The organism is Micromonospora phytophila (assembly GCF_023656545.1).
In the GTDB taxonomy this organism is placed as follows: domain Bacteria; phylum Actinomycetota; class Actinomycetes; order Mycobacteriales; family Micromonosporaceae; genus Micromonospora; species Micromonospora phytophila.
In genome coordinates this window covers 1-7,248 of record NZ_JAMOKF010000285.1, presented here as the reverse complement: position 1 = coordinate 7,248, position 7,248 = coordinate 1, and the positions used below count along the sequence as shown (strand labels likewise).

At 76.2% G+C, this 7,248-nt stretch carries 7 protein-coding genes and 2 pseudogenes; 3 read left to right on the top strand and 6 right to left on the bottom strand.

Annotated features, from left to right (window positions below):
- The 4 genes and pseudogenes from NCC78_RS24845 to NCC78_RS24830 all read right to left on the bottom strand — a co-directional run.
- A pseudogene (locus NCC78_RS24845) lies at positions 1-224 on the bottom strand (ATP-dependent DNA ligase); the annotation flags it as partial.
- A gap of 84 nt (positions 225-308) precedes the next feature.
- Entirely contained in the window at positions 309-515 is a 207-nt protein-coding gene (locus NCC78_RS24840; RefSeq protein ID WP_250797400.1) for a hypothetical protein, read from the bottom strand.
- Positions 516-592: 77 nt separating this feature from the next.
- Positions 593-1,945 (bottom strand): dipeptidase, encoded by a 1,353-nt coding sequence (locus NCC78_RS24835; RefSeq protein ID WP_250797402.1) that lies wholly within the window; start codon positions 1,943-1,945, stop codon positions 593-595.
- Positions 1,935-2,653, bottom strand: a pseudogene (locus NCC78_RS24830) (uridine kinase family protein); the annotation flags it as partial. The gene NCC78_RS24835 and the pseudogene NCC78_RS24830, both read right to left, overlap by 11 nt.
- Positions 2,654-2,870: 217 nt before the next feature.
- Between NCC78_RS24830 and NCC78_RS24825 the strand changes: the two are divergent.
- The gene (locus NCC78_RS24825) at positions 2,871-3,647 is read left to right on the top strand and encodes an alpha/beta fold hydrolase (protein ID WP_250797397.1); all 777 of its coding nucleotides are present in this window, start codon (positions 2,871-2,873) and stop codon (positions 3,645-3,647) included.
- Between the two features lie 103 nt (positions 3,648-3,750).
- Complete coding sequence (locus NCC78_RS24820; protein WP_250797401.1) at positions 3,751-4,152, top strand: rhodanese-like domain-containing protein; 402 nt, start codon at positions 3,751-3,753, stop codon at positions 4,150-4,152.
- Between the two features lie 83 nt (positions 4,153-4,235).
- Here the strand turns inward: NCC78_RS24820 and NCC78_RS24815 are convergent, their stop codons facing one another.
- Complete coding sequence (locus tag NCC78_RS24815) at positions 4,236-5,783, bottom strand: cobyric acid synthase (RefSeq protein ID WP_250797396.1); 1,548 nt, start codon at positions 5,781-5,783, stop codon at positions 4,236-4,238.
- Positions 5,780-6,841: a cobalamin biosynthesis protein gene (locus tag NCC78_RS24810; RefSeq protein ID WP_250797395.1), complete on the bottom strand. Its 1,062-nt coding sequence runs from the start codon at positions 6,839-6,841 to the stop codon at positions 5,780-5,782. Before NCC78_RS24810 ends, NCC78_RS24815 begins: the two co-directional genes overlap by 4 nt.
- A gap of 121 nt (positions 6,842-6,962) precedes the next feature.
- Between NCC78_RS24810 and NCC78_RS32605 the strand changes: the two genes are divergently transcribed.
- Positions 6,963-7,205, top strand: coding sequence for a zf-TFIIB domain-containing protein (locus NCC78_RS32605; RefSeq protein WP_372495194.1), 243 nt, complete (start codon positions 6,963-6,965; stop codon positions 7,203-7,205).
- Positions 7,206-7,248 lie beyond the last annotated feature (43 nt).

The window sequence follows — 7,248 nt, the reverse complement described above, 5'->3', positions numbered from 1 at the left end:
ACGGTCAGCGACGCCTCGGCCGCCGGCGGCGGCAGGTCACGCAGGCTCGCCCAGCCCACCCCGGTCTGCCGTTGACGCAGCTCACCCGCCAGGTAGCCCGAGCCGGCCGGCACCTCGGCGGGGTCGAGCGACCGCAACGCGTCGGCGAGCAGCTCCACCTTGGCCCGTCGGGCGCGGGTGGCGCCGACGGCGGCGGAGGTGGCTGCCAGGTCGAGGAACCGCACGGGCTCCATCCTGCCAGCCACCTCCGACACCACCGGGCGTTGCCGTGCCCGGGCCACCGCCGGCGTCGACGGCCGACGCGGGCATCAGGCCGAGACGGGCTCCTCGATGCGCAGCCCGCGGGCGCGGACCTCCTCGGCGACCCGGGAGAGCACCGTGTCGAGCGCGACCAGGGCGGCGGAAAGCTCACCGAGCTGTTCCTTGAGCGTGTCCTCGGGCCACGCGGAGACGTCTACGTCCCCCAGAGCGCTGACGGCGGCCCCGAGCCGGGCCATCACCTCGTTCGTACTCATGTTCGAAAGGCTATAACAGCCCCGCGCCCGACACACCGCAAACTCCCACATCAACCCCGAAGTTACGGTTCCGACACCTACCTCGGGTCCGTGCCCGCCTCGGCCACGTTCCGCAGCAGCAGCGCCTCGGCCAGGCAGACCCGGGCGAACTCGCCCAGGTGCAGGCTCTCGTTCGGGCCGTGCGCCCGGGCGTGCGGGTCCTCCACGCCGGTGACCAGGATCGCGGCCTGCGGGAACATCTCCTGGAAGGTGGCGATGAACGGGATCGAGCCGCCCACGCCGATGTCCACCGGGTCGGTGCCGTCCCAGGCGGTCCGGAAGGCGGAGCGGGCGGCATCGAACATCGGGCCGACGGCGTCGATGACACACGGGTCGCCGTCGTGTTCGAAGGTGACGCTCACCTGCGCGCCCCACGGGGCGTGCTTCTCCAGGTGGCCGCGCAGGGCCACGTACGCCCGCTTCGGGTCGTCGCCCGGCGCTAGCCGTACGCTCAGCTTGGCTTTCGCGGTCGGCACCAGGGCGTTGGGCGCCTCACCGGTGACCGGGGCGTCGATGCCGAGCACCGCGAGCGCGGGCTTGGTCCAGAGCCGGTCGGTGATCCGTCCGGTACCGATGAAGTCCACGCCCTCGGCCAGCCCCGCCTCGGCGCGGATCCGGTCCTCGGGATAGTCGACGACGGCGCCCTCCCGACCGATGAGACCCTCGACGGCGACGTCACCGGCGTCGGTGTGCAGGGTGGCCAGCAGCCGCGCCAGCGCGGTCAGCGCGTCCGGCACCGCGCCGCCGAACATGCCGCTGTGCACGGCGTGGTCGAGGGTGCGGACCTCCACGAAGCAGTTGACGATGCCGCGCAGCGAGGTGGTCAGCGCCGGCACGCCGATGTCCCAGTTGCCCGAGTCGGCGATCACGATGACGTCCGAGGCGATCTCGTCGCGGTGCTCGTCGAGCAGCCGCTCCAGCGAGTCGGAGCCGTACTCCTCCTCGCCCTCGATGAAGAGGACCACGCCGACCGGGAGCGCGTCGCCGAACGCCCGCAGCGCCGCGACGTGCGCCATGATGCCCGCCTTGTCGTCGGCGGCGCCCCGGCCGTAGAGGCGGCCGTCCCGCTCCACCGGCTCGAACGGGTCGGACTCCCACAGCGAGAGGTCGCCGACCGGCTGCACGTCGTGGTGGGCGTAGAGCAGCACCGTCGGCGCCCCGGGCGGGGCCGCCTTCTTGCCGATCACGGCCGGCTGGCCACCGGAGCGCACGATCTTCACGTCGAGGCCGCAGCCGCGCAGCAGCTCGGCCACCGCCTCGGCGGAGCGCTCCACGTGCGAGTGGTCGAAGCCCTCGAACGCGATGCCGGGGATGCGGACGAGGCGTTCCAGGTCGGCACGGACACCGGGCAGTTCCCGCTCGACGGCGGCCCGTACCTCGGACTCGGACATGATCGGTGTGGTCATGACCGGCATCGTATGCCGGCCTTACCGGATGGCACCGCCCGAGCCCTTCGACGCAGCCCGCGCGGCAGCCCCGGCGCGCCGGACGTAGTAGCGGGCGGCGTCGTGCGGCAGGGTGGGGGCGCCGTCGACCACCAGGTCCGCGCGGGCCGCGGTGTCGTCGGCGAGGAAGTGCGCCCGCTCCCCGACGTGCCAGCGGCGCAGCTCGGGCAGGATGCCCGGGCCGTCGCGCCCGACCGCCCGGGTGAGCCGCAGCGACGCCGGCGCGGTGACGAAGACCGCGAGGGTGAGGTCGGGTCGGGCGGCGGCCCGCGCCGCGCTCACCCCCTCGACGACGAGCACCGGCGCGACCGGCACCGGCACCGGCCGGGGCAGGAAGCTCCGGCGCACCCAGCTGTACCGGTGGTACGCCCCCGGCCGGCCGGCGCGCAGCGGCGCGAGCACCGACTCCTCCAGCCGGGGCCAGAAGGTGAGCTGGTCGTCCCAGCCGTCGAGCAGGTCGTCGGTGTGCACCACCGGTGGCCGCTCGCCGCCGGACAGCGCGGCGAGGGCATCCGCCAGCCGCGCCGCGAACACGCTCTTGCCCGCGCCGCTCGGCCCGTCGACCGCCACCAGCCGGGTCCGCCCCAACCGCGCCGGCCCGGCCAGCACGCGCCGGGCCAGTCGGGCGTACGCCTCGAACACGACCGCCGTCACGCCGGCCCCACCGGCCCGGGCCGCAGCACGCCGAGCGGGCGCGGTCGTGCCCGAGCCGAACCGGTCGGGGCGGGCGTCCGGCACGGCGCCCCACCGACGCCCGGCTCGGCCCGGCGGGTCGGGCGAGCGGCAGGTTCGCGATGTCGGATCGCCGGGTAGAGCACCGGCCCATTGTTTCCCAGCCGGGGTCGCCCGGCGCGGAGGTGTCGGCCGGCGGATGCGTGACGCGACGGTGGGCCCGGACGGGGCCCGACTGCGGTGGGTGGAGGTGGCCGGCGGCGAGCCGGCCCGGGTGTACCTGCACGGGTTGGGGGCCGCCTCCGCGGCGTACTTCGTGCCCGCGGCCACCCGCCCCGAGCTGGCCGGTCACCGGTCGCTCTTCGTCGACCTGCTCGGCCACGGGCTGAGCGACCGGCCGGCGGATCTCGACTACACGCTGGAGGACCACGCCGCCGCCCTGGCGACGGCGCTGGACCGCGCCGGCGTCCGGCGGGCGGACGTGGTGGGGCACAGCATGGGCGGGGCGGTGGCGATCGTGCTCGCCCACCGCCGGCCGGACCTGGTCGGCCGACTCGTGCTGGTGGAGGCGAACCTCGAACGGAGCCCGGCGCCGAAGGCCGGCGGCAGCGGCATCGACGCGTACACCGAGTCCGAGTTCCTCGCCGGCGGTCTCGCCGAGACGCTCGACCGGGTCGGACCGCGCTGGGCCGCCACCATGCGGCTCGCCGATCCGGTCGGCCTGCACCGCAGCGCGGTGCACCTGGTCGCGGCGACCCGACCCACCATGCGGCACATGCTGGTGCGCCTGCCGATTCCCCGGACCTTCATCCAGGGCGAGCAGGGCTCCCCGGTCCGCGACCCGGACGGGCTCACCGACGCCGGGGTGAGCGTGGTGACCGTGCCGGCCGCCGGCCACGACGTCATGCTGGACAACCCGGCGGGGTTCGCCCGGGTGACCGCGGCCGCCCTCACCGCCCGGTCCGGGCGGGACTGACTGCTCGTTCGGGGGAATCGCGGGGCCGGCCGGTGGCGGGCGGGCCGTTCGACGGGCGGACCCCCCGCTGCGGCGGGATGATCTGCTGGTGTCCCACAGCGTGATGAGTCCGGGCGTCGACGCCCTCCTGGAACAGGCCCGCGCCGGGGTACGCCGGCTGACCCCGCCCCAGACCGTCGAGGCGGTCCGCGCCGGGGCGTTGCTGATCGACACCCGCACCGACGCGCAGCGCCGGGAGCAGGGCGACCTCCCGGGGGCGATCGTCATCGACCGGACCGTGCTGGAGTGGCGGCTGGACCCGGCCAGCGCCTGGCGGATCCCCGAGGCCACCGGGTACGACCTGGAGATCGTGGTGGTGTGCCGGGAGGGCTACAGCTCCAGCCTGGCGGTGGCGAGCCTGCGGGCGCTGGGGCTGCACAAGGCGACCGACATGATCGGCGGCGTGCAGGCGTGGCGCGAGGTGGGGCTGCCGATGTCCGACCGCCCCGCCGACATCCGCTACTGACGCGGCGACGCGGGGCCGGGCGTCCTCGACGCCGCCACCTCGCCGGCCCGGTGTCGATCACCCGCCTGGCGCTGCGCCGGAGTTCAGCGGGCGGCGGGCGGGGCGCCGGGCGGGATGAAGGGGAGACCGGCGGGCGGGCCGGACTCGATGAGGCGCCACAGCGCGTCGGTGTCCAGGTGCTCCTCGACCAGGTCGCCGAGGAGGTCCAGGGAACGCTCGCGGACGGCGGCGAAGGCGGTGTCCGGGGCCACCCGGAAACCGGGCCGGCCGGCCAGCCGGGCCACCTCGGTCAGGAACCGGCGGCGGAACCCGTCGGACTCGAAGGCGCCGTGCCAGTGGGTGCCGTGCACGGCGCCGGCCACCGCGCCCTCGCCGCTGCCGTCCGCGCAGGTCAGCAGCGGGGTCAGCGCCGCATCGGCGGTCGAGACGTACCCGTGGTGGATCTCGTAGCCGCGGACCGGCAGGTCGCCGGCGACGTGGCCGGTCGACTGCCGGACGGTCTTGCGCGGGTCGAAGGTGATCTCCATCGGCAGTAGGCCGAGCCCGGGCACGCTGCCCCGCCGGCTCTCGACCGGGTCGTGGATCGCCCGGGCCAGCATCTGGAAGCCGCCGCAGATGCCGAGCAGCGGCTTGCCCGCCGCCACGTGCGCCAGCACGGCGTCGGCCAGGCCGGTCTCCCGCAACCAGGCGAGGTCCGCCACGGTCGACTTCGAGCCGGGGAGCACGACCAGGTCCGCGGCGGCCAGTTCGGCCGGCTCGACGGTCAGCCGCACCCGGACGCCCGGCTCGGTGGCGAGCGCCTCGACGTCGGTGGCGTTGCTGATCCGGGGCAGCCGGACCACGGCCACGTCCAGCCATTCGGTGCCGTGCGGGGCGGCCGGGCGGCCGAGCACCCGCCCGTAGGCGAGCGAGTCCTCCGCGTCGAGCCAGAGGTCCAGCGCCCAGGGCAGCACCCCGAGCGTCGGACGCCCGGTGACCGAGTGCAGCATGTCCAGCCCCGGCTGGAGCAGCCCCCGGTCGCCCCGGAACTTGTTGATCACGAAGCCGGCGATCAACGCCTGGTCCGCCGGGTCGAGCAGGGCGAGGGTGCCGAACATCGAGGCGAAGATGCCGCCCCGATCGATGTCGCCCACCACGATCGTGGGGAGGCCGGCGTGCCGGGCCAGCCCCATGTTGACGTAGTCGCCGGCCCGCAGGTTGATCTCCGCCGGGCTGCCCGCTCCCTCGCAAATCACCACGTCGTACGCGCTGCGCAACTCCGCCAGGGCCGCGTACGCGGTCTCGGCGAGCCGGGGCCGCAGCTGGCGGAAGTTGCCGGCGGTGACCGTGTCGACCGCCTCGCCCAGCAGCACCACCTGACTGGCCAGGTCGCTGCCCGGCTTGAGCAGCACCGGGTTGAACCGCAGGTCGGGGGCGAGCCCGCAGGCAGCCGCCTGCATCGCCTGCGCCCGGCCGATCTCGCCGCCCCGGCCGTCGGGGCCGACCACCACCGCCGAGTTGTTGGACATGTTCTGCGCCTTGAACGGCGCCACCTTCACGCCGCGCCGGTGCAGCCAGCGGCACACGCCGGCGGTGAGCACGCTCTTGCCCGCGTCGGAGGTGGTGCCGGCCACCAGCAGCCCGCCGCTCACCGCCCGCTCCCCCGCCGGCCGGCCGCGACGGCACGCCACCCGGCGGCCGGGTGCGCGCCGCGAGCGGAGCCGAGAACCGCCGCCAGGCCGCGCCGCCCGACGGCGTTCACCAGCCGGCCCACGCTCAGCGGGTACGCGGCGGCCACCCCGAGCGCGGCCAACCCGACCGCCCCGGAGATCCGGGCGGCCCGCTTCAGGTGCCGGCCCTCCGGCCGGGGGCCGTCGCCGAGGAACGGGCGCACCTCGGAGCGCCCGAAGTAGACGTTGCGCCCGCCCAGCCGTACGCCGAGGGCGCCCGCCATCGCCGACTCGCACTGCCCGGCGTTCGGGCTGGGGTGGTCGTTGCGGTCCCGCCGCCACACGTGCCAGGCGCGCTGCCGGTCGCCCTGGACGGTCGGCGCGACGGCGACGGTGAGCAGCCCGGTCAGCCGCGCGGGTGCCAGGTTGAACAGGTCGTCGAGGCGGGCGGCCGGGGTGCCGAAGCGGGCGTAGCGGGGCGAGCGGTGGCCCACCATGGCGTCGAGGGTGTTCGCCGCCCGGTAGCCGAGCAGCCCGGGCAGGCCAGCGACCGCGCCCCAGAGCAGCGGGGCGACGACGGCGTCGGAGGTGTTCTCGGCGACCGACTCGACGGTGGCCCGGGCCAGCTCGGGCTCGTCCAGCGCCGACGGGTCCCGGCCGCAGAGGTGGCCGAGCCGCTGCCGGGCGGCGGGCAGATCACCGTCGCGCAGCGCAGCACCCATCACCGTCGCCTCGTGCCGCAGGGTGCGCCCGCCCAGCACCGTCCAGGTGCCGGCGGCCACCAGCACGGCCCGGGCGACCGGCCGGTGTCGGGTGGCCAGCGTGGCGGCCACCCCGAGCAGCACCGGCGCACCGACGGCGAGCGCGGTGAACGCCGCGCCGGCCGTCCGGTCCGGGCGGTAGATCCGCTGCTCCAGGGCTCCCGCGGCCCGGCCGAAGCCGGCCACCGGGTGCCAACGGCGCGGGTCACCGAGGAGCGAGTCCAAGGCGTATCCGGCGACCAGTCCCGCCGCGGTCGCCACCGGCGTCACCTGCCGCACCCGCCACCACCTCCGGCCGGCCAGCCTAGCCGAGCACCTTCCGCCCCCCGGGCCCGAGCGCCCGACGGGCGATCGCCGTGCCGCGGCCACCCCTGGGCACTCGACCGCCACCGCTCGACCAGTGGGACGGTCCGCTGGGCGCTCGACCGGCGGCAGTGCCCGCGTCGGGGTGGGCGTCGCCCGTGTCGTCGACCTGGGCGCTGGCGGCGGCATCCGACGCAGCGGCGTCGTCATCGACCAGTGCGGGGAGTGCCGGGGAATCTTCCTCGACCGCGGTGAACGCCGTGGGCGGCGCCGGGGGCGGGTCGTGACACCCCGGGGTGCCGGGCGGCGGTTGCCGCCGGCACCCCGGCCCCCGTCGTGACGCGCCCGCGCGTGCCCGGCTACGCCGGCTGCGGCACGCGACC